Origin of the sequence: Bradyrhizobium sp. F1.13.3 (assembly GCF_040548265.1) — a bacterium.
GTDB lineage: Bacteria > Pseudomonadota > Alphaproteobacteria > Rhizobiales > Xanthobacteraceae > Bradyrhizobium.
Genome location: NZ_JBEPRI010000024.1, coordinates 27,608 through 54,418 on the forward strand (window position 1 = coordinate 27,608; position 26,811 = coordinate 54,418).

A 26,811-nucleotide genomic window follows, 5' to 3' on the forward strand; every position below is an offset into this window, starting at 1 on the left:
GAGGTTCGATGGAATTCCAGGTAGGAAAGCATGATCTGGCGCGGAGTGGTCTGCCCGAGGTCGATGCTGCGACGGTCGATCATTTTCTTGGCGGAGCGGACGAGGCCGGTGCGGTCGCGGTGCTGCTGTCGGCGGGCGATCCCAACCGCTTTCCGGAGGCAATCGATCTCGCCGTGGTGCTGCCCGAGCTTATCGCAGCGTTCGGTAATCGGCTGCGCGGTGCGATCATCGCACGCGACGCTGAGCGTGTGCTCGGCGAGCGCTTTGAGGTGCGGGTGCAGCCGACGCTGATCTTCGTCGCCAACGGCAAGACGCTGGGGTTGATCGCCAAGATCCAGGACTGGTCGGTCTATGCCGACCGCATCACCAAGCTGATCAACCGGCCGCGCGGGCAAGGCGCCGCAGTCGCCCTCACCATCGTTCCCCAGCATCGCGCACAAGAGGTCGGGCTATGAAGGTCGGCTTCTGGGATGCGCCCGAAAGCGCCGAGCAACCAGTCAGCGTGTTTCCGATCGGCGACGAGTGTCTCAATGCAGCGAAGGGCAGCCTGACGGCGGCCGGCGCGCTCGCAAAGCTTGCAACGCTCGACAGTGCGGAGCTTGCAAAGAGCTGCCCGAACGCGGTCGCGCTGCTCTCGAGGATCGCGGATGCCATCGCGGATCAAAAGGCGAACGCGCCGACAAGACTGTTTCGGCTGGCCAATCTCAACGATCTCGAGAGCAAGCTGGTGTCCGACGTGCTCGGCGAAGGCGAGGTCGCCGGCGTCGTCGCGCTGCCGGACGGATCGCTGGCGCAGATCCAGGAATCGGTGCTGGCGGGAATTTGGCTTGTGCGGCTCGCGACCGACGCCACTTCCGAATATCTCGAGATCGGCGCGGTTCCCGAGATCGTCAAGCGTGCGGCTGCCGACCTGACATCCGCCGATTTCGAGATCGGGCAGGTGCCGGAGGGCGCCATGAACGTGCTGCCGGTGCTCGCCGAAATCCGCGAGCGGGCACAGGCCTGGCGGCCCGGCATTCGCTCGCAGATCATCAATTTCACGCTGCTGCCGATGAGCCCGGCCGACATGAGCTTCCTGCGGGACACGATCCGGAACGGACCGATTCAGCTCGTGTCGCGCGGCTACGGCACCTGCCGGGCGCTCTCCACCGGCATCCGCAATGTCTGGTCGGTGCAGTTCTTCAACGCCATGGACACTATCATTCTCGATACGCTCGAAGTCGGCGGCGTGCCGACGGTTGCGCTGGCAGCGGACGAGGATTTCGAGGATTCCGCCGAGCGGCTGCAGGAAATCATCGAGGCCTACTTCAAATGAGCGCCTTCGAGAATATTGGCGTGCGCAAGGACGTCGCCGACGTCACGCGGCTGGAATGCGGCATCTGCTGGACCGTCTACGATCCGGCGGATGGCGATGAGGTAGCGCAGATCGCGCCGGGCACGCCGTTCGCGGCGCTGCCGGAGGAGTGGCACTGCCCGAATTGCGACGCGCCAAAGTCCAAGTTCATGGCGATCGAAACATGACAGGCCGCGCGCCAGCGAGTGCGTCAGGTCCTGCCGGCGACGCCGACGCCGCGGCGTGGGGCGAGCTTCTGGCCGCAAGCTACCGGGAGATCGGCGAGCGCGCGATGCGCGATCTATCCATCTACAACGATGCGCTCGGCATCGAGGCGGTCGGTTTCCGTCCCTTCAACGGCACGATCGTCGGCATCATGGTCACGCCGTGGTTCATGAACGTGGCGATGCCGGCGGGCGCGGTGACGCCAGCCACCTCGCGCGCGACCGTGCGAATGCGTTTTCCCGCGGGCGATATCGAATTCACCCTCAGCGAGATCGCCCGGATCGGCCGGAACGCGAGCTGCTCGCTGTTCTCGCCGATGTTCCAATTCGCCGACATGGATGCCGCGCGAGCGACGGCCGAAGCCGCGCTTGCCGAATTGATGCTGCTGGCGGACAGCGAGGAGGCGGTTCGCCGCCGCGAGCCCGAGACAAGCCCGATCGATCGGCGTAACTTCCTGCGGGGTGTCTTGATGGAGCGGCACGGATGAGTCTCTCGTTCCGCAACGAGATCGATATTACGGTGCTGTTGTCCGGCGCCACGATCGCCGACGTCGCGATCAAGCCGCGCAACCGGCCGCCGCTGACGCGGCTGTTTGCGGGAAAGCCCGCGGCTTCGCTGCTTCCGGTGCTGCCGCGTCTGTTCTCGCTGTGCTCGATCGCCCATCACGTGGCGTTCCAGTCGGCGGTGGAAGCCGCGCAAGGGCGGGAGGCGGCTCCCGCAACGGTGCGGCGCCGCGTCACCGCAGTCGTCGTCGAGCGGCTGACCGAACTGCTGCGCGGCCTGTTCGTCGGACGGCTCGCGCTCGATGGCACAAACGCTCCGGCGGTGCGCGCCGTAATGCAGGCAAGCGCGCTGCTTTGGGGCGCGGACGAGGTCGTCCCGCCGGCCTTGCATCGCAACGCCGTGGTGCAGATCAAGGCCGCGCTCGGCGCGATGGGGATCGCCGGCGAAGAAGACGAGACACTCGCGCCGGGCAGCCCGCTCGCCGCCTCCGTCGCGGGATGCCACGGCAAGCTGGTGTCAGAGCCGGAGGCCGATCCATCCTTCCTGACGGTGGCGGACGATTTGGACATCGTCACGCGTCTGCTGGCGGACGGTGCGGCCTATTCCGATGCACCGGACCTCTGCGGCCGGATTCCGGAAACCGGCGTCTGGGCGCGCAGGGCACGCCGTGAAGCGGTCTCGGCGGCGGAAGCGGGCTCCGCCGCGCGTCTGAAGGCGCGGATTGCCGAGGTCGCGCGGCTCTGCGCCTGGCTCGATCGTGGCGATGCGGATCTTGATGAAGGCGTCGTCGCGAGCTACCGGCTCGGCGCGGGCAAGGGGGCAGCCGCGGTCGAATGCGCACGCGGGCGCCTTCATCACGCCGTCGCACTGGACGACGAGGATCGCGTCGTCAACTTCGAATTCCTGGCACCGACCGAGTGGAATTTTCACCTCCGCGGACCGCTGGTCAGGAGCCTCAAGGGCGCGACGCTCGCGACCGGCCGGCAGGGACAGGACGCGGTTCGCGCGCTGGTCGGCTCCTTCGATCCCTGCGTCGGCTTCAGCCTGCAATTTCGCGAGGCCGGCCATGCATGAGATGGCGCTGTGCGAAGGCATCGTCGGTATCGTCGAGGAGGAAGCGCGCAAGCGCGCTTTCACCAAGGTGAACGTCGTCTGTCTGGAGATCGGTGCGCTGAGCCATGTCGTGCCGGAGGCGCTGAAATTCTGCTTCGAGGCCGTGGCCGCGCGGACCATCGCGCAAGGCGCGCGGCTCGAGATCGTCGAGACGCCCGGCACGGCTTGGTGCATGGCCTGTTCCAAAACCGTTGAGATCGGGCAGTATTACGAGCTGTGCCCGTCCTGCGGCGGCTACCAATTGCAGGTGACGGGCGGCGAAGAATTGCGCGTAAGGGAATTGGAGGTCGACTGATGTGTACGGTCTGCGGCTGCAGCGACGACAAGGCATCGATCGATGATGCGCATGGTCATCATCATGATCACGGCGATGGCCATGAGCACGGAGGGCACCATCATCATGACCGCGGTCATGGTCACGACCACGGTCACCACCATCACCACGGTGGTGCCCACGACCACGCCCCCGATGAGGCCGGGCTGCTCGACTGCGGCGCCAATCCCGCGGGCCAGAAGATCGCCGGCATCAGCAGCGACCGCATCATCCAGGTCGAGCGCGACATCCTCGACAAGAACAACCGGTTTGCGGCCGACAACCGCGCCCGCTTCGCGGCCGACGGCGTGCTCGCCTTCAACCTGGTCTCCAGCCCCGGCGCCGGCAAGACCTCGCTGCTGGTCCGCGCCCTGTCCGAGCTGAAGGCAAGCTTTGCGATCGGCGTGATCGAAGGCGACCAGCAGACCTCCAACGATGCCGAGCGCATTCGCGCGACCGGCGTGCCGGCGATCCAGGTCAATACCGGCAAGGGCTGTCACCTCGACGCCGCCATGGTCGGCGAGGCCTATGACCGGCTGCCCTGGCTGAACGGCGGCCTGCTCTTCATCGAGAATGTCGGCAACCTGGTTTGCCCGGCGGCGTTCGATCTCGGCGAGACCTGCAAGATCGTGGTGTTCTCGACCACCGAGGGCGAGGACAAGCCGCTGAAATACCCCGACATGTTCGCAGCCTCATCGCTGATGCTGATCAACAAGATCGATCTCGCGCCCGTGCTCGATTTCGATCTGGCGAAGACCATCGACTATGCGCGCCGGGTCAACCCGAAGATCGACGTGCTGACGGTGTCGGCGCGCACCGGCGAAGGCTTTGCGACGTTCTTTGCCTGGATCCGCAAGTGGATGGCGGCGACGACGCCTGCCGCGATGACGGCGGCGGAGTGACGATGGGCGGCGAGGCCGCGGCGCGGGACGGACGGCGGCTGCGCCTGCACGTGCGCGGCGCGGTACAGGGCGTCGGCTTTCGCCCCTATGTCTACGGCCTCGCCACGCGCTACCGCCTCGGCGGCTTCGTCGCTAACGATTCCCATGGCGTCGTCATCGAGGTCGAGGGCGAGCTCGCGTCGGACTTCGTCAGGGCACTGCCGCTGGAAAAGCCGCCGCTCGCCCGGATCGACGAGATCTCGGTGCAGCCGGTCGGGGCGGTGGCGAGCGAAGGGTTTTATATCCGCGCGAGCGACCAGGGCAGGGTGTCGACACGCATCGTCGCCGATGCCGCGACCTGTCCAAAATGCCTGAGCGAGCTGTTCGATCCAGCCGGCCGGTTCTATCGCTACCCCTTCGTCAACTGCACCCATTGTGGTCCGCGCTATACGATTGCCGAGCGGCTTCCTTACGACCGCGCGACCACGGCCATGAAGCGCTTTGCGATGTGCAAGGCCTGTGCGGGCGACTATGCCGATCCCGAGAGCCGCCGCTTCCATGCCGAAGCGATCGCCTGCCCGCAATGCGGCCCGCGGCTCAGCCACGGTATCGAGGACATCGCTGCCGCGATCGCCGCAGGCAAGATCGTCGCAGTCAAGGGGCTCGGCGGTTATCAGCTTGTCTGCGATGCCCGGGACGAGGCAGCCGTGCAGCGCCTGCGCCAGCGCAAGCAGCGCGACCAGAAACCGTTTGCCGTCATGGTCGGCTCGGTGGACGCGGTCGCCGGCATCGCCGACGCCGATGCTGCCGAGCTCGCCTTGCTCGAGACGTCGCCGCGGCCGATCGTGCTGATGACATCGCGCCATCGGCTCTCGCCGGCGATCGCGCCGGAGCTGGCGCGGATCGGCATTGCGCTGCCGGTCACTCCGCTCCATCATTTGATCTTCGAGGCGCTGGATGCGGCGTATCCGCTCGCCGGCGAGAGCTGGGCGATCGTCGCCACCAGCGCCAATCCCGGCGGCGAGCCGCTTCTGACCGACAATCGCGAGGCCGAGCTGCGGCTTGCCGGCATCGCCGACCTCATCGTCAGCCATGATCGCGACATCGTCACCCGCGCCGACGATTCCGTGGCGGCCGTCGTCGCCGGCCGGACGCAATTCATCCGCCGTGCCCGCGGCTACGTGCCGGAGCCGGTTCGGCTGGCGCGACCGGTGCCGCCGATCCTTGCGGTCGGCGGCGCGTTGAAGTCGACCGTGACGGTCACGCGCGGCAGCGAGGCCTTCGTTTCCCAGCACGTCGGCGACCTCGACACCGCCGAAGGCGTCCGTGTCTTCGAGGAAACCATCGGCCACCTGCTGTCGACCCTGGACGTCGAGCCGGCGGTTATCGCCCACGATCTGCACCCGAACATAGCCTCGACCCGCTTCGCCGAAGCGAGCGGGCGGCGGCTGATCGCAGTCCAGCACCATCATGCCCATGCCGCCTCCGTGATGGCGGAGCATGGCCTCGCGGGATCTGCGTTGGCACTGGTGCTCGACGGCTTTGGCCAGGGCAGCGACGGCGGCAATTGGGGGGGCGAGCTCCTGCTGTGCGAGCGCGCGCAGTTCCGGCGGCTCGGCCATCTGGCGCCGATGAAGATGGCGGGCGGCGATCGCGCCGCGCGCGAGCCGTGGCGCATGGCTGCAAGCGCATTGCATGGCTTGGCCCGCGGCAACGTGATCGCGACCCGGTTTGCAGCGCAGCCGCAGGCTGCGCGTCTCCATGCCTTGCTCGACCAGCCGGGCGTACCGGTGACGACCAGCGCCGGCCGGCTGTTCGACGCGGCGGCGGGGCTGCTCGGTCTCTGCCAGGTGCAGAGCTATGAGGGCGAAGCCGCGATGGAACTGGAGGCGCGGGTTCGCGCGCCGCGCTCCATGAAAGACGGCTGGACGATCGAGGATGGGGTGCTGTCCCTGTATCCGTTGCTTGCGCGCCTTGCAGCCGAGGGCATCGATCCGGTCGAGGGGGCCGGGCTGTTCCATGGCACGCTCGCCGCTGCCTGCGTCGACTGGATCGCCCGTGCGGCGCGCGAGACCGGCGTCACGACCGTCGCCCTGAGCGGCGGCTGCTTTCTCAACGCGATCCTCAGTTGCGAGATCGAGCGCGGCTGTATCGCCGCCGGTCTCTTGCCGCTGCTGCCGCGGCAAGTGCCGCCCAATGACGGCGGTCTCAGCCTCGGCCAGGCCTGGATCGCCGCGCTCCAACTCGAACAGTACGGCCTGGAAGGAACCGCCTGATGTGTCTCGCGATACCTGCTGAGGTCACGAAGCTCCTGCCCGACGAGATGGCGATCGTCTCGATCGACGGCGTGAGCAAGGAGATATCGGTCGCCTTGATCGAGAATCTCGCCCTCGGCGACTATGTGATCATCCATGTCGGCTATGCCTTGACGAAGATCGATCCGGAGGAGGCAATGCGGACGCTCGAGCTGCTGCGCGAGCTTAGCGCCGGGGGGCAGGGAGCCGCGCCATGAAATATGCCGACGAGTTTCGCGACAAGGAGATCGCGCTCGGGCTTGCGAAAGCGATCCGCGCGGAAGCCGATCCGCAAAAGCTCTATCGCTTCATGGAATTCTGCGGCGGCCATACCCACGCGATCTCGCGTTACGGCCTCGAGGACATGCTGCCGAAGACCGTGCGGATGATCCACGGCCCCGGCTGTCCGGTGTGCGTGCTGCCGGGTGGACGCATCGACATGGCGATCCGGCTCGCCGAGCGGCCGGACGTCATCCTGTGCGTCTATGGCGACCTGATGCGCGTTCCCGGCTCGCAGGGCGCATCGCTGTTGAAGGCGAAGGCGCGCGGCGCCGACATCCGCATGGTCTATTCCACCATCGACGCGATCCGGATCGCCGAGGACAATCCCGGACGCGAGGTCGTGTTCTTCGCCATCGGCTTCGAGACCACGACGCCGCCGACTGCAGTCATGATCCGGCTGGCGGAGAAGAAGCAGCTCGAAAACTTCACCGTATTCTGCAACCACGTGCTGACGCCGCCGGCGATGCAGAACATCCTGGAAAGTCCCGACATCCGCAACATCGGCCGGGTCGAGATCGACGGTTTCGTCGGGCCGGCCCATGTCTCGACAATCATCGGCACGGCCCCTTACGAGTTCTTTGCCGAGGAGTTCGGCAAGCCCGTGGTGATCGCGGGCTTCGAGCCGCTCGACATGATGCAGGCAATCCTGATGCTGGTGCGGCAGGTCAACGAGGATAGGCACGAGGTCGAGAACCAGTACAGCCGCGCGGTGAACCGCGACGGCAATCTGCGCGCCAAGGGGGAGGTCTCCGACATCTTCGAGCTGCGCGATCAGTTCGAATGGCGGGGGCTCGGTCAGGTTCCCTATAGCGGGCTGAAGCTGAAGCGCACTTACGCCATATACGACGCCGAGGTGCGCTTCGACATGCACGAGCTGCCCGTCGACGACAATCCCGCCTGCGAATGCGGCACCATCCTGCGCGGCGTGAAGAAGCCGGTCGACTGCAAGCTGTTCGGCGCCGTCTGCACGCCGGAGACGCCCATGGGCTCCTGCATGGTCTCCTCCGAAGGCGCCTGCGCCGCACACTGGACCTATGGCCGCTTCCGCGACCACCAGCAAAGGCGCGTGTCATGAAGGCCTACCAGCGCAAGCTCGACATCAGGAACGGCTGCGTCGACCTGTCCCACGGCTCGGGCGGCCGGGCCATGGCGCAGTTGATCTCGGGTCTGTTCCACGAGGCCTTCGGCAATGAATGGCTGGCGCGCGGCAACGACCAGTCGGCATTCGACGTTAGTGCCGGGCGCATGGTGATGACGACCGACGGCTATGTGGTCTCGCCGCTGTTCTTCCCCGGCGGCAATATCGGCTCGCTTGCAGTGCACGGCACCGTCAACGATATCGCCATGGCCGGTGCACACCCGCTCTACCTCTCTGCAAGCTTTATCATCGAGGAAGGCTTCCGCTTCGCGGACCTCAAGATGATCGCGGAATCGATGGGCGAGGCTGCGCGCACGGCCGGCGTTCACATCGTCACCGGCGACACCAAGGTGGTCGAGCGCGGCAAGGCCGACGGCCTGTTCATCTCGACCGCCGGCGTTGGGGTCGTGCCCCACGGGCTCGATCTCTCGGCGGAGAATGCCCGCGTCGGCGATCGCGTTCTGATCTCGGGCACGCTCGGCGATCACGGCGTGGCGATCATGTCGAAGCGGCAGAATCTCGCCTTTGAGACCGAGATCGTCTCGGATTCGGCGGCGCTGAACGATCTCGTCGCGAAGATGGTCGAAGCCGGTGGCCGCGGCATCCGCCTGATGCGCGATCCCACCCGCGGCGGGCTTGCCGCCACGCTGAACGAGATCGCCCAGCAGTCCGACCTCGGCTTCCATCTTCGCGAGGAGGCGATCCCGGTCAAGCCGGGCGTCGCGGCAGCGTGCGAGCTGCTCGGGCTCGATCCGCTCCATGTCGCCAATGAGGGCAAGCTGGTCGCGATCGTGGCGCCCGAAAATGCTGCTCCAGTGCTGGCCGCGATGCGGGCGCATCCGCTTGGCCGCGACGCCGCCGACATCGGCGAGGCCGTGGCCGACGATCATCATTTCGTGCAGATGGCCACGAGCTTCGGCGGCGGGCGGATCGTCGACTGGCCGTCGGGCGAGCAATTGCCGAGAATCTGTTGAGGCAAATCATGCGCATCCTGCTCCTGTCGCATTCCTTCAACGGCCTGACGCAGCGGCTGCATGTCGAGCTCAGGGATCGAGGCCACGATGTCGCGGTCGAGCTCGACATCCATGCCGAGGTCACGCGCGAGAGCTTGGCGCTGCATCGGCCGGATCTTGTGATCGCGCCGTTCCTGAAGCAGGCGATTTCCCAACGGCGTCTGGCGCAGCCTGCGGTGCCTGGTCGTCCATCCCGGTCCGCCCGGCGATCGCGGTCCGGCGGCGCTCGACTGGGCGATTCTGGACGGTGCAAGCGAGTGGGGCGTCACGGTCTTGCAGGCGGATGGCGAGTTCGACGGCGGTTCGGTCTGGGCGTTCCGCAGCTTCCCGATGCGGCGCGCGCCTAAGTCCAGCATCTACCGCAATGAGGTGACGTCCTGCGCGGTTGCGGCGGTGCTCGAAGCCGTCGCGGCGATCGAATCCGGACGGTCTGCCCCGCAGCCGATGGACACACCCGCATTGCTGCGCGCGGACAAGCTCGGCGATGAGCTCGACCCGGTGTCATTCGGCTTGCAATATTTGAACACGATGACGTAATTGCGGTCGGCGCTCGTGGCAGACAACCTCCGTTATCGTTGAGCCCTCGCAATCAAATGATTCGAAGGAGCTCCCATGAAGCAGTATGTCGGGCTGGACGTCTCACAGAGAGAAACCGCTGTGTGCGTTGTCAACGAGACCGGTCAAGTAATATTCGAAGGGAAAGCCAGGTCTAATCCTGGTGCCTTGACTGACCTGCTTAACAAACATGCGCCTCATGCCGAGCGTATCGGCTTCGAGACCGGTGCGATGGCGAGTTGGCTATGGCATGAACTCCGCAGGGTTGAGCTTCCGGTGGTCTGCATCGACGCTCGGCATGCGCACGCAGCTTTGTCGGTCCGAATGAACAAGAGCGATCAGAATGATGCGCGAGGGCTTGCCGAACTGGTGCGGGTTGGATAGTATCGAGCGGTAAAAGTCAAAAGTGAGGAAAGCCAGAAGATCCGCGCGATCCTTGTCGCCAGATCTCGGCTAGTGTCCGTGCGCCGAGACATCGAGAACCAGGTTCGCAGCTTGATCAAGGAATGTGGATTGCTATTCCCTCGCGCGATCGGCCAACAGTTCCGCGACCAGGTCGGCGAACTCTTGCGTCGATCATTTGCTTCTCAGCGTGATATCGCCGCTGCTCGCGATCCATGAGAACGTTTGTCAACAACAAGGTAAGTTCGACAACGAGGTCCGCCGGTTGGCAAAGCTGGACGAGACGACGCGTCGCCTGATGACGGTCCCGGGGGTCGGTGTCGTGACGGCCCTAACGTTCCGCCACACGATCGATGACCCCTCGCGCTTCCGATCGGCTTCGAGGGTCGGCGCCTACCTCAGCCTAACGCCGAGGCGTAGCCAATCCGGCGAAACCGACACCAACGGAAAGATATCTCGATGGGGCGACCGGCTTCTCCGAACTTACTTGTTCGAGGCCGCCACTGTCCTTCTTTATCGAACCAAAAAGTGGTCTTCTCTAAAGGCCTGGGGCATGAAGCTCGCCAAGCGGATCGGCATGAAGAAGGCAAAGGTCGCCATCGCCCGAAAGATCGCCGTGATTCTCCACTGCATCTGGGTCGATGGCACATCGTTCGACTGGGGCCAGCCGAAGCCCATCTAGGATTTGCTCGCAAGTTCCTGGTCCGGTCCGCCGGACTGGCGATGTCCTGCTGGGACGGTGGTCGTAGTGACCTCGGTCAATCGGCTGGTGGCGGTTCGCCCGCACTCCGCTGCAACCGTTGAGGCGCCCGATCGGGACACCATGATGAGGCGCTCGCGATCTCGGAAAGGACCATGACCCCAGCTACGATATCGACCCAACCCGACGAAGCCGCCAACGACGTCGATTGCCAATCCCGCTAAGCAATCGTCTCGCCATCCGCGATCGCTCCCTCTCCGCAACCTGACCAGCTCCGACGGAGCAATCGCTATCGGCGTGTCACTGGAGAGAGGAAGAATGGTAGCTTGACAACAAACCGCAATTAAAAGGACCGATTGACATGCATCGGGCTTTCCGTCGAATGCACGATGCGGTCGAAATCGTAGAGCTGCTTGGCCACTCCGCGCTTGACCGAGACGACCTTCTTGATGTGCCCCGAGGTCGCCTTGACGTCGACGTCGGCGGTCTCGGTCTCCTTCTGCAGCCGATAGAGCTAAACCGCCTCCTTGAGGGTTTCGACCAGTTGGTCCGGCTGCCAGGGCTTGGTGATTAGGACAATCTCCTTCGGGGATCCCGTCAAAGGGTCGTCAAAGGGGGAGGGAGGCGGCAGGGAGTTCGTCCGCCAATGCGCCCCTTACTGATCCCAATGACCTCGGAGTCATCTGCAACGCCCTGTGAGGTGCGCACCCCGTTCATGTCCGCCCTTTTGGCCCCTCGCGGGGAAGGCGTTAGGGACAGGGATAAACCGCAACGGAGGTGCGCCTAGGAACGTCAGTTCGACTTCGGGGTCGCCGCTGTCGCCTGGGCGGCCGCCTGCGGGTCGCGGCCGACAATTACGGTGAGCAGGCCGTCGCCCCAGAGCTTCTTTGCGACCCGCCTGGTGTCGTCAAGCGTCACCGCGTCGACGATGGTGTTGCGCTTCTCGATATAGTCGATCGGCAGCTTGTCGAGCTGATACTGCAACAACGTCTGCGCTAGATTGGAGGAGGTGTCCAGCGCCAGCACCTGCGAGCCCTTGAGGTAAGACTTGGCCTCGTCGAGCTCCTTTTGCGTCGGGCCCTCCTCGGCGATGCGGCGGATTTCCGTCTCGACCGCATCGACGGTCTCGCCGGCGCGATCGGCGCGGGTGCCGGTGTTGCCGATGAACAGCGCGGAGTGATCCATCCAGAGCAGCGCTTCAGAAATCGAATAGGGCAGCCCACGCTTTTTGCGCACTTCGTTGAAGAGACGCGACGACATGCCGCCGGCGAGAATGTGGTTCACCACATCGGCCGCCATGAAATCCGGGTCGTGCCTGTTGATGCCGGGTCCGCCGAAGGTGACGACGGTCTGCGGCACGTCGAGCGGGATGAAGGCGCGCTGCGGCGGCTTGGCCGCCACAACATCGGGGATCGGCGTCAGTTCAGCCTTGGCCGGCAGGGTGCCGAAGGTCTTGTCGAGCAGCTTGCCGAGCGTGTCGGGATCGACGTCGCCGACCACGACGATGCGTAGCGTATCCTTGGCGAGGATCCGGCGCCCATAATCCTTCAGGTCGGCGATCTCGATTTTCGGTACGCTGTCCAGCGTGCCGGTGTCCGGCCTGCCATAGGGATGATCGCCAAACGCGACTTCGAGGAACTTGCGGTAGGCCAGCGAGGACGGATTGGTCGATTCTCGGCGCAGGGTGGAGATCACGTGGGCGCGGATGCGTTCGACATCGGCCGGCTCGAACCGCGCGGAGGTCAGCGCCATCCGCAACAGGTCTTACGCTTCGTCCTTGTTGTCCTTGAGCATGCGAAGCGAGCCGCGGAAGTGATCGCGCGTCGCGGAGAAGCCCAACTTGATGGCCCGGCGGTCGAGCCGCTCATGGTAGGTCTTAGAATCGAGATTGCCTGAGCCTTCGTCAAGCAGGTCGGCGACCAGATTGCCGACGCCGGGCTTGCCGGCCGGATCCTGGCTCGCGCCGCCGCTGAACGCATATTTGATCGCGATCAGGGGCACGGTCGCGTCCTGCACGAACCACGCTTCGATGGCGCCGGGCGACACCAGCCGCTAGATTTTGGCCGCAGCCTGCGCGGGCGCGGATGACACCGTCGGCATCGCGGCGCAGGCGCCGCCGATCAGCGCCGCGCGGCGGGTGAGGGAATAGGTCACGAGCGCTTCTCCTTATGTTTCGGCGCAGTATCCTTGATCAGATGGCCGGTCACCGATCGCTTCTTGTCGAGCCATTTGGCCACGGCAGCGCGCACCTGTTCGCCGGTGACGGCACGGATACGGTCCGGCCGGCTCCTGATATCGTCGATGCTGAGACCGGTGGTCAGGGCTTCGCCATACCACCACGCCAGCCTCCCCTGATCGTCCTGGGCGTAGATCGCTTCAGCAATGAGCTGGGTCTTGACCCGCTCGAGGTCCTCGGCCCGTGCGGTATTCTGCGCGAGGTCGGCGATCACCTTGTCGATCGCCTCCTCGATCGGCGCGAACTCGACGCCTTGCTTTGGGTCACCGAGATTGAGAACTGCGAGGGGTCGATCGCCGTGCGCCGGTAGCCAGCGCCGGCGCTGATCGCGAGACCCCTGTCGATCACCAGCGCGCGGTAGAGATAGGAGTTGTTGCCGCTGCCCATCAACTGCGCCAGCACGTCGAGCGCGGCACTCTCGCCGGCCGCAGCCGTCGTCGCCGAGGGCACCAGGTAAAGGCGGCGAAGGCTCGGCTGTTCGACGCGCGGGTCGGACAGCGTGACGGTGCGCGGTGCCGCCGGCTCAGGCTCCTGCGGGCGGATGCGCCGCGCGGGGATCGCGGGCAGGGCCGGGATCGGGCCGAAATTGCGTTCGACCAGCGGGCGCACGTCGGCGGCCTCGACATCGCCGGCGATCACCAGGATCGCGTTGTTCGGCGCGTAGAAGCGGCGGTAGAAGGCGAGCGCGTCCTCGCGGTCGAGCTTTTCGATCTCCTGGTGCCAGCCGATCACCGGGCGGCCGTAGGGACGGTTGAGATAAAGCGCGGCCATGATCTGCTCGGCCAGCCGTCCGTCCGGATCGTTGGCGACGCTCACGTTGTATTCTTCCAGCACGACGTCACGCTCGGGCATCACGTCCTCGTCCTTGAGGATGAGGCCGGTCATGCGGTCGGCCTCGAACTCCATCATGGCAAAAAGCTGCTCGCGCGGCACGCGCTGGTAGTAGCCAGTGTAGTCGACCGAGGTGAAGGCGTTCTGGTCGCCGCCGACCCGCTGCACGGTCTGCAAGAACTCGCCGGCCGGGTGCTTGACGGTGCCCTTGAACATCAGATGCTCGAGGAAATGCGCGAGCCCGGATTTGCCCGGCGTCTCGTCGGCGGAGCCGACCTTGTACCAGATCATCTGCGTCACGACAGGCGAGCGGTGATCGGGGATCACCACAACCTGCAGGCCGTTGTCGAGCGTGAAGCTGGCGGGGCCCTCGGAGGTAACCGTAGTCTGGGCGCGGAGGCCGCTGCTTGACAGCGAGGTCGTGCAAACAAGTGCGGCAACAAAAAGGGCGGTCGCTCGCTTCGAGAGCATCATGATGATCCTTATGGAAGCCCGAACATGCGGTCGGGGAGTATTTGAGCTCGATTTCTATGCGCACGGCCACCACTCTCCAGTTCTCACCCAAGGGGCGGAGCGGAGAGCGAGGCGCGAAGCTCTGCGGGCGTTGCCCAAACTAATTGGGTTTGGCCGGCATTTTGGCGATGGCGGGACGCTTAGCTGCTCGGCGCCCGGTGAGGAAGTCGCGGCCGATGACACAGTGGTCGACCTGGCTGCGCCCATTGGAGAGCGGCCGACGACAATGGTGAGCAGACCCTGGCCCCACAGCCGCTGTGCGGCCCTCTTGGCGTCCTCCGACGTCCCTGCATCGACGACGGCGTTATGCTGTTTAACATAGTCGATCGGCAGCTTATCAAGCTGATGCTGCAGCAGCGTTCGCGCAAACTTCGAGGAAGTGTTGAGGGCCAGCATCTGTGAGCCGCTCAGGTAAGACTTTGCATCGTCGAGTTCCTGCTGGGTCGGTCCTTCCTCCGCGATTCGGCGGGCTTGATTCTCGATCTGTTCGACCATCTCGTCAGCGCGATCGGCGCGGGTGCCGCTATGGCCGACAAACATGGCGGAATGATCCATCCAGACCAAGCGCTCATGGACCGAATAGGCCAGCCCGCGCTTCTCGCGGACTTCGCGGAACAGCCGCGACGTCAGACCGGGGCCGCCGAGGATGTGGTTGACGACATAGGCCGCCATGAAATCGGGCTCGCTGCGGCGGACGCCGGGACCGCCGAAGGTCACAACGGTCTGGGGCACATCGAGCGGAATGAAGACGCGCTTCGGCGGTGTTGCTGCGACCACGTCGGGCACCGGCGTCAACTCCGCCATGGCCGGCAGGCCGCCAAAAGTCCTGTCGAGCAATTTGCACAGGGCCTCTGGATCGACGTCGCCAACCACCGCGATCTTGAGCGTGTCTTTTGCTATCACGCGTCGGACGTAGCCCTTGAGATCCGCGACCTCGATCTTTGGCACGCTCTCGATCGTGCCTCTGGCCTCCCGAGCATAAGGATGATCGTTAAAGGCGACTTCGAGGAATTTGCGCTTGGCGAGGGACGAGGGATCGGTCGGGTCTTGCCGAAGGCTCGCAAGCATGCTGGCACGAATCCGTTCGACATCGGCCGCGTCGAGATCCGTAGCAGGTCGAAGGCCTCGTTCCTGTTGTGTTCGAGCGTGCACAAGGCACCGCGAAAATGATCGCGGGTCGATTCAAAGTTCACCTCAATCGCGCGACGGTCGAGCCGCTCATGAAAGGTCTGGAAACCAGTTCGCCTTCACTGAGTAGGCCAGAAACCATGTAGCCGACGCCGGGTTTATCGGGGGAGTCTTGGGTCGCGCCGCCGCCGAATGCGTATTCCATCGCAATCAACGGGACAGTGGCGTCCTGCACGAACCAGGCTACTATACCGCAAGATGACACCAGGCGCTGGATCTTGGTCGCGCCACGCGTTCCGGCCGCGGAAAGTGAACGTGGCGAGGCGTGCATCGCAGTCGAGAGCGAGGCTCCGCCGGCGAAGCCCGCACGACGTGTGAAGGAATAGGTCATGATCGCTTCTCCTGGTGGTTCCGCGTTGATTCTCTCATGAGATAGCCGGTCACGGAGCGTTTCTTGTCGAGCCATTTCCCAGCGGCCGCGCGCACCTGGTCGGCGGTGACGGCGCGGATGCCGTCCTGCCAGCCTCGGATTTCGTCGATGCTGAGTCCGGTCGTGAGCCTAGCACCGTAGCAGGTCGCAAGCACTTCTTGGCTGTGGGCGTAGGTTGCTCGCGCAATCAGCTGCGTCTTGACCCGCTCGAGATCCTCGGCGCGCGCGCACATGTGCGCCATATCGGCTATCACATCGTCGATGGCGCACTCAATCTCCCCGAACCCAACGCCGGGCTTCGGGATCGCAGAAATCTTGAAGCACGAAGGGTCGAGCGAGATACTGTTGTAGAACGTCCCCGCCCTGATCGCGATCTGCTTGTCGATCACCAGCGCGCGATAAAGATGTGAGTTGGCGCCGCGACCCATCAATCCCGCGAGAACATCAAGCACTGGACTGTCGCCGGCGGCCGCGGGGTGAGCCGACGGCACGAGATAATAACGGCGCAAGGCTGGCTGCTCGACGCGGGGATCGGTCAGCGTCACGGTACGCGGCGCGGCCGGCGTCGGCTCCTGCGGTCGCAGGCGTTCCGCGGGAATTGATGGTTGCGGGGGGATGTGGCCATAATTCTTCTCCACCATCGGGCGGATATCATTTGCGTCGACGTCACCGGTGATCATCAGGATGGCGTTGTTCGGCGCATAAAAACGCTTGTAGAAGGCGAGCACGTCCTCGCGGTCGAGCTTTTCGATTTCCTGACGCCAGCCGATCACAGGGCGGCCGTAGGGATGGTTGAGGTAAAGCGCCGCCATCATCTGCTGGGCGAGCTGCGGATTCGGCCTGTTGGCGAAGAAATCGCATTCCTCCAGCACCACGTCGCGCTCCGACAGCACGTTCTCCTCTTTGAGGATGAGACCGGTCATGCGGTCGGCTTCAAATTCCATCATCTTACCGACCTGCTCGCGCGGCACCTGCTGGAAATAGCTGGTATGGTCGGTCCCGGTGAAGCTGCCCTGCAGCACGGTCTTGGAGAGATGTTTGGATGTGCCCTTGAACATCAAGTGTTCGAGGAAATGCGCAAGCCCCGATTTGCCGGGTGGCTCGTCGGCGGAGCCGACCTTATACCAGATCATCTGAGTCGCAACGGGGGTCCGATGATCCGCAATCACCACGACCTGCAGGCCGTTCTGAAGCGTGAAGCTGGCTGGTCGATCCGACCTGACTGTGTCCCGGGCAACGACGCTCCCTTGATTAATGTCATCCGCGCTATCATACGTTTCGACAGCCAGTGCGGTGCGCGTCATCAAATCGAAGGCACCAGCCGCGGTGCTTCCCACCTTGGCGGTTACCGATTTCCTGTTCTTCATCGCATCGCCTTTTCGTTCCATAGAGAGCCACGTTCTGTGACAGACAATCCCTACAAAAGCGGGAGGCCGCACACCGTTTGGCAAGCAACTGAGCAAAGACGGGGCCAACTGCCTGGCGGCCTGCGCACGGCCACGCTACGCGCCAACTGGGCGCAGAACAAAACGTGGGGCGCACGTACTGGCCAACGGTCAACCGCCGGCATGTCGTGAACACGACATTGCGCACGAAAGCGCACCATAACTTGGCGCCGACTGGCAGAATGGCAACTTGCAGCAAACGACAGACCGAGCGGCGATTACACCGCCGACTCCAATTTCGCCTGTCTCGCTGTTACACGCATAGGGACGCTCACCCATCGAAACGTCTGACGCACGGCGTCGTACCGACGGTCCAACTCGGGCGGGCGGTGAACGATTGCCTGTTCGCTGGAGCGCAAATTTCTGCGCAGCGGATGCCACGGCATTGCACTCAACTCGGCTGATGGCTCACTCTCCCTCTGCGCCGTGAGTGGCTTCGCAATATTTCTCGTGATCGCCAGACGGACGTTGGCAAGCAGCTGCTTGGAGTGCACTCCGCCGAAATAGTGTAGGACAAGGCGCCGGAATAACGTAGATGTCTCGGTAACGCGAATTAGGTTGTCGAGAATGGGCCCACTTCGCCAATGTGGTCGCGGATCACGTTGATAGCGTTCAGCCGGCGAACCGCCTCGTCGGCAATCACCTCTAGCAATCAACAAACGCGTTGTTCCTAGGGCGTCGTAGAATGGCTTTTCTGCAGCATACGCGCGGCAAGTGCACATCTCGTCAAATGCGATCATAACCAACAGGGAGAATTCGTCTTTGAGATGTCAGCCATGGACCAAAATCATGTGATCGAATGTTTAATCTCTCTCGAAGGTCCGTTTCGGATCCGTTAGCGACAGCTCTGTGGTGCGGATGACCCCATTGGCGTGGCGCTCTTCGTCGGCTGTCCATAATTAAACAATGCCCCGGCGTCATCCGTAGCGATCAGTCCTACTGCGTCATAATTTGCACCGACTTCGACGTCAGATTGGTCTGATGCAATAAGGGTATCGAAATAGTGTGGACACGAGAGCCGCGTTCCATCCTCTCCGAACGGGGGCGATCGAATCTGGGAGGTGTCGCTCAGGCCGCAATGGCGGACCCCCTCGGTCGATAAGTTTCGGGAATTGCAGCTTCCTTGAACAGCTTGGTGGAGGCTGTTTCTGAGGGGGAAATCGCTTCTCGCTCGGAGACCAGAATCCGTAGGCGGCAATGCACGGTGTTGCGTGATGGTGGAAGCCACGCCAGCTTCGCCCCTCGAAGTGGCCAAGACCCACATCCTATTTGAGTTCGTGGTAGTCGCGCTCAATGCGCCAGCGCAGCTTGACGGCATCGACGAGCCGACGGAAGCCAATGTTCGCCGGAAGCGTTGACAACCAATATTTGGTCGGCGCCTCTTCGCCTGCCGGCGCCTCGATCGGCAGCCATTTCCTCCGACCGGCTTTCGCCGCGCCACTAATCTCGATGTGCCGGACGGACGCGCACACGGGCGAAGCGCGAGGACAACCTTTCTGCCATACCCTCACGCCACGTGATCTTGTGCCAAGCATGTGATGGCAGGCCGAGCGCAAGCTTCTTGGCCGAAATCGCTCGGTGCGTAACCCTGTGGTAAAGCGATCATCCGGTATCCACGGGAGGAGCCAATGACCACGCGCACGCTGTTCGTGACCCATCGGGCGCCAAACCGCCCGTACAAGGACAGCCAGGTCATCAACGCTATATTGAAGGAGGCGGTCGCGGCGACGAGCAGCACCGTCTTCTCGTGTGCAAGGCTATTGGTGATGGCGTTGGCGATAGTCTGACTCTTGCCCCTGCCGGGCGGGCCGAACAGTACATAGCCCGCGCCGCGCTGGGCAGCGACGACGGCAGCGATCTGCGAGGAACCGGCCGACAGCGGCGCGAACAGTTCGATCAGGTCGACGATATCGTCGATGGTCCGCGATCGATGAAGCTCGCCCGGGACCCATCGTAGCTGTGGGTCGGGATATCGATCAGGTGACGCACGACGGGATTGCTCTTGGGCAATCTGCGCGGTCGACGAGATCCTCCCATATCAGTTACTTGGTGAAGGACTGCGTCGCGAGCGTCACCGGCTCGGTGACTTCCCAGCCCTGGATGCTCTTGATGTGGCGGCGGACACCTTCGAGCTGGGCAGGCGGATCGGCTCATTCTGAATGAGGGGGTTGAGTTGCGCCGGTGCTCTCCGACTTGTCGGCCGGACTCAATTCGCAGGCTGCTGAAATACGAGCTGAAGACATTCGGCGGAAGCTGATCTGGATGATCGGGCTTGCAACGATGCTCATGGGCCTGTTCGCCCTACTGTTGGGTTGCAGCATCGCAACAAACCGTCGCGTCGATGACGGCAGCCATGCGCCAGCTCGGGCGACGGCCCGTTCGATGTGGTTCTGCCGAGTAGCGGATCCAGGAAATAGCCTCCACGTTAGACCGTACCGAGTCTGACGTCCTTCGAATGCGGGAGCTGCTTCTTCAACTGCACGATCGACATGTTGCCTCAGGTAATTTTAAGCGTGTCGCCGCCGATCTCCCGGTTGCAAGGGCAGAGCTCATTAGTCTGTATCGCATCCAGAACGCGTAGCGTGTCTTTTGGGCTGCGGCCGACATTGAGGCTTGTCGCATAGACATGCTGGATCGTGTTCTCAGGATCGACGATGAAGGTGTAGCGATGCGCGATGCCATCACGCGAGCGCACTCCAAGGCCATCGACCAGTGCGCCCTTGGTGTCGGCAAACTGCCAGATCGATAGACGGTGCAGGTCCTTGTGCTCACGCCGCCAGGCGAGCTTGCAGAACTCGTTATCGGTCGAGCCACCAAGCACGATTGCATTGCGATCGGCGAAATCCTTGGACAGGCGGGCAAACTCAGCGATTTCGGTTGGGCAGACGAATGTGAAATCCTTCGGGTAAAAGAAGATGACTTTCCATTTGCCGGGAAAGCTCGTCTCCGTCAGCGTCTCGAAGGCGCTCTGCCCGTTCTCCTGGTGCAGGTGAAAGCCGGGCTTCACGCCTGTGATGTCGAACGGCGGCAACTTACTTCCAATTCCAGACATATTGTCCTCACAACAACATCGCGTCACGCGGAAACTGCGTTCCGGGACTAGCAAAGCAAGCGATATGCCACCCGATCGACGGCAAGTACCCACCGTGCCGGTCATGAAACATTCGCCTTTGATGATGGCGTGTCCTCGAACCCGATCTGCACAGTATGATCTCTTCAATCGCCTCCGGCTAAGGCCCGGCATTCCCGCGTTCCGCGCCCTGTCGCCGGGTGCTCGTAATGGAACAAACACGCCAAGGCTTTGTCCGGTTTCAGTCAAAGCCCTTGCCGCTGTGGCGTGCGCCCACGGCATCCGGTCTCGGACGACGGCGCGATTAGTCGAGCATGGTCAGGCGCTTGACGCACCTGCGAAGGAAATGGCACGCCCGTTGCTAAATGGATGCAGCAACAACGAGTGAGGGCTGAGGGCATGCCGACGCCGATGGCGAGCGATGGCCTCCTTCCCGAAACCCGTGTGCCTACGTTTCTGAGAGAGAAACAGCCTCGCGCGTTCGGCGCAAAAAATTTGGCAATCGGTTGATGGAGAGCAACATGTCTTCGCTGAGACAAATCGCGTTTTATGGCAAGGGTGGCATCGGAAAATCGACGACGTCGCAAAATACGCTGGCGGCCCTTGCTGAGTTAGGCCAAAAGATTCTGATCGTCGGTTGTGATCCCAAAGCAGACTCGACCCGCCTCATCCTGCACGCCAAAGCGCAGGACACCATTCTGAGCCTGGCGGCAAATGCCGGCAGCGTCGAGGACCTCGAAATCGAGGACGTCATCAAGCTCGGCTACAAAGACATTCGATGCGTCGAGTCCGGCGGTCCGGAGCCGGGGGTCGGGTGCGCCGGAAGAGGTGTGATCACTTCCATTAACTTTCTGGAGGAAAATGGCGCCTATGAGGACATCGACTACGTCTCTTACGACGTGCTCGGCGACGTGGTCTGCGGCGGCTTCGCGATGCCTATCCGCGAGAACAAGGCGCAGGAAATCTACATCGTGATGTCCGGCGAGATGATGGCGATGTATGCCGCCAACAACATCTCCAAGGGCATTCTGAAGTATGCGAATTCCGGCGGCGTGCGCCTCGGCGGCCTGATCTGCAACGAGCGGCAGACCGACAAGGAGCTGGAGCTTGCAGATGCTCTTGCCAAGAAGCTCGGCAGCCGGCTGATCTACTTCGTGCCGCGCGACAACGTCGTTCAGCACGCGGAGCTGCGCCGCATGACGGTGCTGGAATACGCACCAGATTCCAAGCAGGCGGATCACTATCGCAATCTCGCGACCAAGATCCACAATAATGCTGGACAAGGCGCTATCCCGACGCCAATCAGCATGGACGAGCTCGAGGATATGCTCATGGAGCACGGCATTATCAAGCCCGTCGACGAGAGCTTGGTCGGCAAGACCGCGGCCGAGCTCGCCGCTGCTTCGGCATAGTTCATGATGTCGGCCTTCTCGACCCGGGAAGGCCGACATCGTCCACTCAGATGCGGGGGGACCTTCATGATTGGTACACAAAGAAAAGTGGCCGATACGGTGTCACCTCCTGTATCGGCAGCTCACGTTGCCGAGCTGCGCGATGCAAGTAAGCTCTACGGCCTTCTGACTGGACGCCATCCAACAGAAGTCGACATCAGCGATAATTACGATTTCGATCGCCATGTGCTCGCCTGCGTTCTCGCCGCATCCGCTATGGATGGCGGCCAACTTCCCGAACGGGCTGGCTTGACTAACCAGGAGCTCAATGAGCTCCTAGTGCAATACTTCCCGTCCAGCCCGGTCAGAAGGTGTAACTGGCGCGAACAGTCCGCGTTATCGGCTCCTGCCGAGACAATTATGGTGCGCGACCTCCTGCTTGCGCAACGTTCGACCCATAGCGAGGTCGGCGGCTGGTTGGCGACGATGATCGCGCGGCGCGCCATGGAGCCCAATCACTTGTGGGAAGATCTTGGTCTGCGGAAGCGGGACGAATTGTCCCGCCTCCTGACGCGCCATTTCGGGCCGTTAGCGGCTCGCAACTCAAAGAAGATGCGCTGGAAGCGCTTCTTCTATCGCTTGCTATGCGAAGATGACGGTCTGGTGATGTGTACTACGCCGGTCTGCACGGAATGCAATGATTTTGATCTTTGCTTCGGCGAGGAGAGCGGGGAGAGCCGGATGGCCGGACGACGGCGGGATCATCTGCGTCGTCTCGATGATTCCGTTTAAAAGACCAGCGCCCTACCAAGCGGTGGACCCGCGATTGCTTGGCCGCTCCCACCGCATTGTGATCGGCTAGCATTCAGGGTTTGCCAAATCACTTCGCTGTTGTCCGAGTTGCAAGTGTCGGTCACCGCCGAGCAAACCGAAACCATCCTCGCGCGCGTCCGCAAGCATGCCATCGAGCACAAAGGGCCGGTGCCCCGGCGTGGTGGCAATCTGACGCGACAATCACGAGGGTTCCCTCGTCAAGGGCGCATGATCGGTTGGTCAGCCAGGGCCGCGCGATCAAGTCGAAACAGTCGGCCCGGATGGTTTCTGGGCGTGGATCTAAATGGAGGTTGAGAATGATGACGGACGGCATCCTTTCGCAATTGAAGAAGGCCTCGGCGGCAGAGGAGTTTTTTGCACTGCTCGGCGTCGAGTACGACGAGAAAATCATCAACGTGGCGCGGCTTCACATCCTGCGTCGCATGGGTCAGTATCTTGCGGGTGAGGAGTTGACCGCTGCATCCGATCCTGAGATCGCCTTGCGTTGTAAGGCTACGCTTGAGCGCGCCTATGCCGACTTCGTCACGTCCTCCCCGATCGAACAGCGCGTGTTCAAGGTCCTCAAGGATGCGGCAGCGCCACAACCGAACAAGCATCCAGCCCTGGTCCAGCTCGGTTCCTTGGAGTGACTCGAGTTTCCATCTCGTGCTCTGGACCGTGAAGGTTCGGAGCTGACAGCTCCAGCTTGCAATTCAAACGGAAGTTGCAGTGGCCTCGTGGATCCGCAGCTTTAACACTTACTCCGCTCTCCTTAAGGGCCAATCACGACTGAGCGCTGGTTTGTCCATCCTTTCAAGCTGGTGCCGATGGCGCGCCTATCTCCTGCAATGGTACGCCGGCAGCGGGAAGCGCACATTCGGCGAGGAAAGCGCACCAGATTTGGATGACTGTCTTCTGTCGCATTCCGGACACGACTCGAGTCGGTAATCGAATGTTCCGATCGTCTGAGAGGCTGCCAACCCATTTCCTTCAGTAAGAGTCTGTATTGGCGCCCAATTTTAATCGCCTACGCAATTGGTACGACAATTGCTGACATGGCTCAGCCAGTGGAGAAGCGCATGCACATCTTGGTCCGCATCGATTGTGTTTTTGACGTCGCGCAGGTTCGCGCGCGCTGCCTGTCCGCACCATGATGCGTCGCGACGCCAACGCGATGGCCGCATATTCCGACCTGGCTGAGCTAAAAGCTCGGTTTGATTTGCGCCAAAGGTTCGTCGACGAAATCACCCCCGGCCGATCTATGGCCGAGGTTTCGTGGGCCCAGTCCTTGCTCTCCAGGGCCGGTGGCGTGGGACCGTTGACGGGCGGTTTGATCCCGGCGCTCGTGCTCTCGCCAAGAGTTGCGGGTTTGTCGCTGCAATCGGCGAGATCTCGAGGGCATTCGGAGCAATGGATCGCGTTTTCACCGGCAAGCACGTGGCGGATAATGATATCAGCCGAGCCTCTGCCACATCCTCGATCCGTACCAGCTCGGTCGCATCTCGAAGATGTGGGGGACCAATCGATTGGCTCGCGTGACCGGCGCGGAGAACCCGAAACGCGTGATTCCGGGGTCGTCGACACATCGAGCAATGTCTGTCTCGGCCCCGCGCTGCTGCCAGGCGGTGCTGACTCAATGGCGGGCACCCGGCCGAACTTTTGACTGAAGCAATCCTAAAGCGCGAATTCAAAGCTGGGGGCAGAGCGCCCGCTGGCGAGCCACTACTGAACAACGGATGGGAGTACAGATGATGAGTACCGCACCCAAAAGTGCAGCGCCGGCCGCGGGTGGTGGTCGCGCAGCGACCAAGAGGGAGCTGTCGGAACGATTTAAGGCGTATAAGCACGTCTGGGTCTTCATCGAGCAGGAACGCGGGGTTGTGCACCCCGTCTCCTGGGAGCTGATGGGTGCCGGCCGCCGGCTCGCCGACAAGCTCAACGTCGACCTCGCCGCGGTTGTCATTGGCCCGGTCGGCGAGACAACGGAGCAGGCGGTCGCCGAATCCTTCTGCTACGGCGCCGACCTCGCCTATATCGTCGCGGACCAACTCTTGGCCGACTATCGCAATGAGTCCTATACCAAGGCTCTGTCAGAGCTGGTCAATACGTACAAGCCGGAAATTCTACTCCTAGGAGCAACTACACTCGGCCGGGATCTCGCCGGCTCAGTGGCCACCACACTGCTCACCGGCCTAACTGCCGACTGCACCGAGCTCGATGTCGATCCCGACGGCTCGCTTGCAGCGACGCGGCCGACGTTTGGCGGCTCACTGTTGTGCACGATCTACACACTCAACTATCGTCCACAGATGGCAACCGTCCGCCCGCGCGTGATGCCGATGCCCGAGCGCGTGACGGGCGCCGTCTGCCGCGTCATCTCGCATCCGCTCGGGCTTGTAGAAGAAGATATCGTCACAAAAGTCCTCTCGTTCGTGCCGGACCGCGATTCTAAAAACTCCAACCTTGCCTATGCGGACGTGGTCGTCGCTGGAGGGCTCGGTCTGGGATCGCCTGAGAACTTCCAACTGGTACAGGAGCTCGCCGACGTGCTTGGCGCCGAATATGGCTGTTCGCGGCCGCTGGTACAGAAGGGCTGGGTCACCTCGGACCGACAAATCGGCCAGACTGGAAAAACCATTAGGCCAAAGCTTTATATCGCGGCCGGTATTTCGGGGGCGATCCAGCATCGCGTCGGAGTGGAGGGTGGCGACCTCATCGTTGCCATCAATACCGACAAGAACGCCCCGATCTTCGACTTCGCCCATATCGGTATCGTCACCGACGCCATTCGACTGTTGCCGGCATTGACCTCTGCATTCCGTGCGCGGCTGTCGCCGCACTCGCACGACCGCATCGCCGGCTAGGGAGCTTGTTATGATCGAGGAAAAATTCGACGCGATCGTCGTCGGTGCTGGCATGGGCGGGAATGCGGCGGCACTTACCATGGCCGAGCGTGGCCTGAAAGTGCTGCAGCTGGAGCGCGGCGAGTATTCGGGGTCGAAGAACGTGCAAGGGGCCATCCTGTATGCCGATATGCTGGAGAAGCTGATCCCGGATTTCCGCGAGGATGCACCGCTTGAGCGGCATCTGGTCGAGCAGCGCTTCTGGATCATGGACGAGCGTTCGCACACGGGGCTTCACTATCGCTCCGATGATTTCAATGAGGAGAAGCCGAACCGCTACACCATCATCCGCGCTCAGTTCGATAAATGGTTCTCGCAGAAGGTCCGCGAGGCCGGCGCCACGGTCCTGTGCGAGACCACGGTGACCGAGCTCCTCCAGGATTCACATGGGCGGGTAGTCGGGGTGCGCACAGACCGCGATGGCGGTGAAATCCATGCAGATGTCGTCGTGCTGGCCGAGGGGGTGAACGGAGTGCTCGGGACGGGTGCGGGGTTAAGAGGGCGACTGAAACCGGATAAGGTGGCACTTGCGGTCAAGGAGATGCATTTCCTGTCGCGCGAGACAATCGATGCTCGCTTCAGCCTCAAAGGCGACGAGGGGCTCGTCATCGAAGCTGCCGGAACCATCTCCCACGGCATGACCGGCATGGGCTTCATCTATTCGAACAAGGAATGTATCTCGCTCGGTATTGGCTGTCTTGTTGCCGACTTCCAGCGTACCGGCGAGACGCCCTACGGCTTGCTCGAGGCTTTCAAGCGTCACCCCTCCGTCGCGCCGCTGATCGAGGGTTCGGAAGTAAAGGAATATTCCGCGCACTTGATCCCCGAAGGTGGGTACAAGGCGATCCCGCAGCTTTGTGGTGAGGGCTGGGTCGTCGTCGGGGACGCCGCCCAGCTCAACAACGCCATCCATCGCGAGGGGTCCAATCTGGCGATGACGTCGGGCCGTATCGCGGCGGAAGCGATCTGTCTTATCAGATCGCGAAATGATCCGATGACGGCGAAAAATCTTTCGCTATACAAAAAAATGCTGAATGACTCCTTCGTAATCAAGGACCTGAAGAAGTACAAGGATATGCCGGCACTGTTGCATACCCACTCGCAGAACTTCTTTCTCACATATCCGCAGCTCTTCTCGAAGGCGATGCAGGATTACCTGCGCGTCGACGGTACACCAAAGCTCGAGAAAGAGAAGCTGATGCTGAGCTCGTTCATCAAGGCGCGATCGTGGAGTGGACTGTTCAGCGATGCCCTCCGCATTGCCCGGGCCTGGCGCTGATCACGAAGCAAAGACAACG

22 protein-coding genes and 5 pseudogenes are annotated in these 26,811 nt (G+C 62.7%); 20 read left to right on the forward strand and 7 right to left on the reverse strand.

Annotated features, from left to right (window positions below; all coding sequences use genetic code 11):
• Window positions 1-8: 8 nt before the first annotated feature.
• From ABIB66_RS38785 to ABIB66_RS38850, 14 genes and pseudogenes are all read left to right on the forward strand, one after another.
• The gene (locus tag ABIB66_RS38785) at window positions 9-455 is read left to right on the forward strand and encodes a thioredoxin domain-containing protein (RefSeq protein WP_354258634.1); all 447 of its coding nucleotides are present in this window, start codon (window positions 9-11) and stop codon (window positions 453-455) included.
• Window positions 452-1,315 (forward strand): hydrogenase expression/formation protein, encoded by an 864-nt coding sequence (locus ABIB66_RS38790; RefSeq protein WP_354258637.1) that lies wholly within the window; start codon window positions 452-454, stop codon window positions 1,313-1,315. The genes ABIB66_RS38785 and ABIB66_RS38790 overlap by 4 nt, the downstream gene beginning before the upstream one ends.
• Entirely contained in the window at window positions 1,312-1,521 is a 210-nt protein-coding gene (locus tag ABIB66_RS38795; protein ID WP_354258640.1) for a rubredoxin, read from the forward strand. The genes ABIB66_RS38790 and ABIB66_RS38795 overlap by 4 nt, the downstream gene beginning before the upstream one ends.
• Complete coding sequence (gene hybE / locus ABIB66_RS38800; protein WP_354258643.1) at window positions 1,518-2,045, forward strand: [NiFe]-hydrogenase assembly chaperone HybE; 528 nt, start codon at window positions 1,518-1,520, stop codon at window positions 2,043-2,045. Before ABIB66_RS38795 ends, hybE begins: the two co-directional genes overlap by 4 nt.
• A complete protein-coding gene (locus tag ABIB66_RS38805; RefSeq protein WP_354258646.1) occupies window positions 2,042-3,136 on the forward strand; it encodes a nickel-dependent hydrogenase large subunit in 1,095 nt (364 codons plus the stop codon). The genes hybE and ABIB66_RS38805 overlap by 4 nt, the downstream gene beginning before the upstream one ends.
• Complete coding sequence (gene hypA / locus ABIB66_RS38810) at window positions 3,129-3,470, forward strand: hydrogenase maturation nickel metallochaperone HypA (RefSeq protein ID WP_354258649.1); 342 nt, start codon at window positions 3,129-3,131, stop codon at window positions 3,468-3,470. The genes ABIB66_RS38805 and hypA overlap by 8 nt, the downstream gene beginning before the upstream one ends.
• On the forward strand, window positions 3,470-4,390 hold the full coding sequence (gene hypB, locus ABIB66_RS38815; RefSeq protein WP_354258652.1) for a hydrogenase nickel incorporation protein HypB: 921 nt from the start codon (window positions 3,470-3,472) through the stop codon (window positions 4,388-4,390). Before hypA ends, hypB begins: the two co-directional genes overlap by 1 nt.
• Before the next feature lie 2 nt (window positions 4,391-4,392).
• Window positions 4,393-6,645 carry a carbamoyltransferase HypF gene (gene hypF / locus ABIB66_RS38820; protein WP_354258815.1) on the forward strand — a complete coding sequence of 751 codons (2,253 nt, stop codon included), beginning with the start codon at window positions 4,393-4,395 and terminating at the stop codon, window positions 6,643-6,645.
• Window positions 6,645-6,881 (forward strand): HypC/HybG/HupF family hydrogenase formation chaperone, encoded by a 237-nt coding sequence (locus ABIB66_RS38825; protein ID WP_354258655.1) that lies wholly within the window; start codon window positions 6,645-6,647, stop codon window positions 6,879-6,881. Before hypF ends, ABIB66_RS38825 begins: the two co-directional genes overlap by 1 nt.
• Complete coding sequence (gene hypD, locus ABIB66_RS38830; protein ID WP_354258658.1) at window positions 6,878-8,020, forward strand: hydrogenase formation protein HypD; 1,143 nt, start codon at window positions 6,878-6,880, stop codon at window positions 8,018-8,020. Before ABIB66_RS38825 ends, hypD begins: the two co-directional genes overlap by 4 nt.
• The gene (hypE, locus tag ABIB66_RS38835) at window positions 8,017-9,057 is read left to right on the forward strand and encodes a hydrogenase expression/formation protein HypE (protein ID WP_354079487.1); all 1,041 of its coding nucleotides are present in this window, start codon (window positions 8,017-8,019) and stop codon (window positions 9,055-9,057) included. Before hypD ends, hypE begins: the two co-directional genes overlap by 4 nt.
• A gap of 8 nt (window positions 9,058-9,065) precedes the next feature.
• The gene (locus tag ABIB66_RS38840) at window positions 9,066-9,443 is read left to right on the forward strand and encodes a formyl transferase (RefSeq protein WP_354258661.1); all 378 of its coding nucleotides are present in this window, start codon (window positions 9,066-9,068) and stop codon (window positions 9,441-9,443) included.
• A complete protein-coding gene (locus ABIB66_RS38845) occupies window positions 9,427-9,633 on the forward strand; it encodes a hypothetical protein (protein WP_354079489.1) in 207 nt (68 codons plus the stop codon). The genes ABIB66_RS38840 and ABIB66_RS38845 overlap by 17 nt, the downstream gene beginning before the upstream one ends.
• Before the next feature lie 75 nt (window positions 9,634-9,708).
• Window positions 9,709-10,735, forward strand: a pseudogene (locus ABIB66_RS38850) (IS110 family RNA-guided transposase).
• A 382-nt stretch (window positions 10,736-11,117) separates the two neighbouring features.
• On the opposite strand, the pseudogene ABIB66_RS38855 reads toward ABIB66_RS38850, so the two are convergent.
• The 6 genes and pseudogenes from ABIB66_RS38855 to ABIB66_RS43735 form a co-directional block, all read right to left on the reverse strand.
• Window positions 11,118-11,324 (reverse strand): annotated as a pseudogene (locus ABIB66_RS38855) (sigma-54-dependent Fis family transcriptional regulator); the annotation flags it as partial.
• 221 nt (window positions 11,325-11,545) lie between these two features.
• Window positions 11,546-12,907, reverse strand: a pseudogene (locus ABIB66_RS38860) (M16 family metallopeptidase).
• Window positions 12,904-14,294: pseudogene (locus tag ABIB66_RS38865) on the reverse strand (M16 family metallopeptidase). The pseudogenes ABIB66_RS38860 and ABIB66_RS38865 overlap by 4 nt, the downstream one beginning before the upstream one ends.
• Before the next feature lie 204 nt (window positions 14,295-14,498).
• Window positions 14,499-15,852 (reverse strand): annotated as a pseudogene (locus tag ABIB66_RS38870) (M16 family metallopeptidase); the annotation flags it as partial.
• Window positions 15,849-17,195, reverse strand: a complete 1,347-nt coding sequence (locus tag ABIB66_RS38875; RefSeq protein WP_354258818.1) for a M16 family metallopeptidase — start codon at window positions 17,193-17,195, stop codon at window positions 15,849-15,851. The gene ABIB66_RS38875 and the pseudogene ABIB66_RS38870, both read right to left, overlap by 4 nt.
• Before the next feature lie 1,406 nt (window positions 17,196-18,601).
• Window positions 18,602-18,808, reverse strand: a complete 207-nt coding sequence (locus ABIB66_RS43735; RefSeq protein ID WP_502918356.1) for a hypothetical protein — start codon at window positions 18,806-18,808, stop codon at window positions 18,602-18,604.
• Between the two features lie 156 nt (window positions 18,809-18,964).
• Here ABIB66_RS43735 and ABIB66_RS38885 point away from each other — a divergent pair, with 156 nt between their 5' ends.
• Window positions 18,965-19,123 carry a hypothetical protein gene (locus tag ABIB66_RS38885; RefSeq protein ID WP_354098758.1) on the forward strand — a complete coding sequence of 53 codons (159 nt, stop codon included), beginning with the start codon at window positions 18,965-18,967 and terminating at the stop codon, window positions 19,121-19,123.
• Between the two features lie 710 nt (window positions 19,124-19,833).
• Here ABIB66_RS38885 and ABIB66_RS38890 read toward each other — a convergent pair.
• Window positions 19,834-20,388, reverse strand: a complete 555-nt coding sequence (locus ABIB66_RS38890; RefSeq protein WP_354258820.1) for a peroxiredoxin — start codon at window positions 20,386-20,388, stop codon at window positions 19,834-19,836.
• A 539-nt stretch (window positions 20,389-20,927) separates the two neighbouring features.
• Here ABIB66_RS38890 and nifH point away from each other — a divergent pair.
• From nifH to ABIB66_RS38915, 5 genes are all read left to right on the forward strand, one after another.
• Window positions 20,928-21,818 (forward strand): nitrogenase iron protein, encoded by an 891-nt coding sequence (nifH, locus tag ABIB66_RS38895; RefSeq protein ID WP_085398584.1) that lies wholly within the window; start codon window positions 20,928-20,930, stop codon window positions 21,816-21,818.
• A gap of 66 nt (window positions 21,819-21,884) precedes the next feature.
• On the forward strand, window positions 21,885-22,589 hold the full coding sequence (locus ABIB66_RS38900; protein WP_354211183.1) for a nitrogen fixation protein NifQ: 705 nt from the start codon (window positions 21,885-21,887) through the stop codon (window positions 22,587-22,589).
• 338 nt (window positions 22,590-22,927) lie between these two features.
• Window positions 22,928-23,260, forward strand: a complete 333-nt coding sequence (gene nifW, locus ABIB66_RS38905) for a nitrogenase stabilizing/protective protein NifW (RefSeq protein ID WP_275174379.1) — start codon at window positions 22,928-22,930, stop codon at window positions 23,258-23,260.
• A gap of 1,098 nt (window positions 23,261-24,358) precedes the next feature.
• Window positions 24,359-25,474, forward strand: a complete 1,116-nt coding sequence (locus ABIB66_RS38910; RefSeq protein WP_502917428.1) for an electron transfer flavoprotein subunit alpha/FixB family protein — start codon at window positions 24,359-24,361, stop codon at window positions 25,472-25,474.
• 10 nt (window positions 25,475-25,484) lie between these two features.
• Complete coding sequence (locus ABIB66_RS38915; protein WP_354258664.1) at window positions 25,485-26,792, forward strand: FAD-binding protein; 1,308 nt, start codon at window positions 25,485-25,487, stop codon at window positions 26,790-26,792.
• Window positions 26,793-26,811: the final 19 nt, after the last annotated feature.

Bases quoted from the DNA above. Each gene is read 5' to 3' on its own strand.
- ABIB66_RS38785 (WP_354258634.1), top strand. From the start codon at position 9: ATGGAATTCCAGGTAGGAAAGCATGATCTGGCGCGGAGTGGTCTGCCC.
- ABIB66_RS38790 (WP_354258637.1), top strand. From the start codon at position 452: ATGAAGGTCGGCTTCTGGGATGCGCCCGAAAGCGCCGAGCAACCAGTC.
- ABIB66_RS38795 (WP_354258640.1), top strand. From the start codon at position 1,312: ATGAGCGCCTTCGAGAATATTGGCGTGCGCAAGGACGTCGCCGACGTC.
- hybE (WP_354258643.1), top strand. From the start codon at position 1,518: ATGACAGGCCGCGCGCCAGCGAGTGCGTCAGGTCCTGCCGGCGACGCC.
- ABIB66_RS38805 (WP_354258646.1), top strand. From the start codon at position 2,042: ATGAGTCTCTCGTTCCGCAACGAGATCGATATTACGGTGCTGTTGTCC.
- hypA (WP_354258649.1), top strand. From the start codon at position 3,129: ATGCATGAGATGGCGCTGTGCGAAGGCATCGTCGGTATCGTCGAGGAG.
- hypB (WP_354258652.1), top strand. From the start codon at position 3,470: ATGTGTACGGTCTGCGGCTGCAGCGACGACAAGGCATCGATCGATGAT.
- hypF (WP_354258815.1), top strand. From the start codon at position 4,393: ATGGGCGGCGAGGCCGCGGCGCGGGACGGACGGCGGCTGCGCCTGCAC.
- ABIB66_RS38825 (WP_354258655.1), top strand. From the start codon at position 6,645: ATGTGTCTCGCGATACCTGCTGAGGTCACGAAGCTCCTGCCCGACGAG.
- hypD (WP_354258658.1), top strand. From the start codon at position 6,878: ATGAAATATGCCGACGAGTTTCGCGACAAGGAGATCGCGCTCGGGCTT.
- hypE (WP_354079487.1), top strand. From the start codon at position 8,017: ATGAAGGCCTACCAGCGCAAGCTCGACATCAGGAACGGCTGCGTCGAC.
- ABIB66_RS38840 (WP_354258661.1), top strand. From the start codon at position 9,066: ATGCGCATCCTGCTCCTGTCGCATTCCTTCAACGGCCTGACGCAGCGG.
- ABIB66_RS38845 (WP_354079489.1), top strand. From the start codon at position 9,427: ATGCGGCGCGCGCCTAAGTCCAGCATCTACCGCAATGAGGTGACGTCC.
- ABIB66_RS38875 (WP_354258818.1), bottom strand. From the start codon at position 17,195: ATGACGCGCACCGCACTGGCTGTCGAAACGTATGATAGCGCGGATGAC.
- ABIB66_RS38885 (WP_354098758.1), top strand. From the start codon at position 18,965: ATGACCACGCGCACGCTGTTCGTGACCCATCGGGCGCCAAACCGCCCG.
- ABIB66_RS38890 (WP_354258820.1), bottom strand. From the start codon at position 20,388: ATGTCTGGAATTGGAAGTAAGTTGCCGCCGTTCGACATCACAGGCGTG.
- nifH (WP_085398584.1), top strand. From the start codon at position 20,928: ATGTCTTCGCTGAGACAAATCGCGTTTTATGGCAAGGGTGGCATCGGA.
- ABIB66_RS38900 (WP_354211183.1), top strand. From the start codon at position 21,885: ATGATTGGTACACAAAGAAAAGTGGCCGATACGGTGTCACCTCCTGTA.
- nifW (WP_275174379.1), top strand. From the start codon at position 22,928: ATGATGACGGACGGCATCCTTTCGCAATTGAAGAAGGCCTCGGCGGCA.
- ABIB66_RS38910 (WP_502917428.1), top strand. From the start codon at position 24,359: ATGATGAGTACCGCACCCAAAAGTGCAGCGCCGGCCGCGGGTGGTGGT.
- ABIB66_RS38915 (WP_354258664.1), top strand. From the start codon at position 25,485: ATGATCGAGGAAAAATTCGACGCGATCGTCGTCGGTGCTGGCATGGGC.